Annotated in this window: 1 protein-coding gene; it reads left to right on the top strand. The window is 60.6% G+C overall.

The window, feature by feature from the left end; genetic code table 11:
* Nucleotides 1-482: hypothetical protein (locus tag F6X40_RS41710; RefSeq protein ID WP_222946324.1), on the top strand; the 482-nt coding region annotated here is incomplete at its 5' end.
* Between the last annotated feature and the right edge of the window lie 26 nt (nucleotides 483-508).

The following is a 508-nucleotide window of genomic DNA, read 5'->3' as shown; positions in this document are numbered from 1 at the left end:
AGCAACCGGGTGCCCCCGCCGCTACCGGGCCGCAAGGGATTAAGCGAAGCGCTGGCCTTCGCAATGCGCTAATCGCTGACACGCCGACGCTGCCTTTGAAGACCGCTACCGGCCAGCGGATGAATCTTACCTTGGGCGCCTGGCTTGGTGCCAGAGGGGAAGCGATCCTGACGCCGCAGCCGGACGGGCGTGAGAAGGTAACTGTCGTGCTTTCTGGTCTCAAGCCCAACGGACACTACAGCCTTTTCGAAAATCACTTCAATGAGAAGCCGATCGGCTTCACGCCGCTTGATGGTAGCGGTCAGGACAACGACCTGGTAGCAGACGCCGAGGGCAACGCGGCGCTCACCACGATCGCACCAGTGCCGCTGACGCACGACAACGCTGTACTCGTCGTCTATCACTCCGACGGAAAATCACACGGCAAGCAGCGCGGCGAAATTGGCGTAACGGCGCACCACCAACTCATCGCGAGACCGTAACTTTGCTGTTGTTCATGCGTGAAGGG

Source organism: Paraburkholderia sp. UCT31 (assembly GCF_014397655.1).
Lineage (GTDB): Bacteria > Pseudomonadota > Gammaproteobacteria > Burkholderiales > Burkholderiaceae > Paraburkholderia > Paraburkholderia tuberum.
The sequence above is the reverse complement of the archived record's forward strand: the minus strand, read 5'-3'. Positions and strand labels throughout refer to the sequence as shown.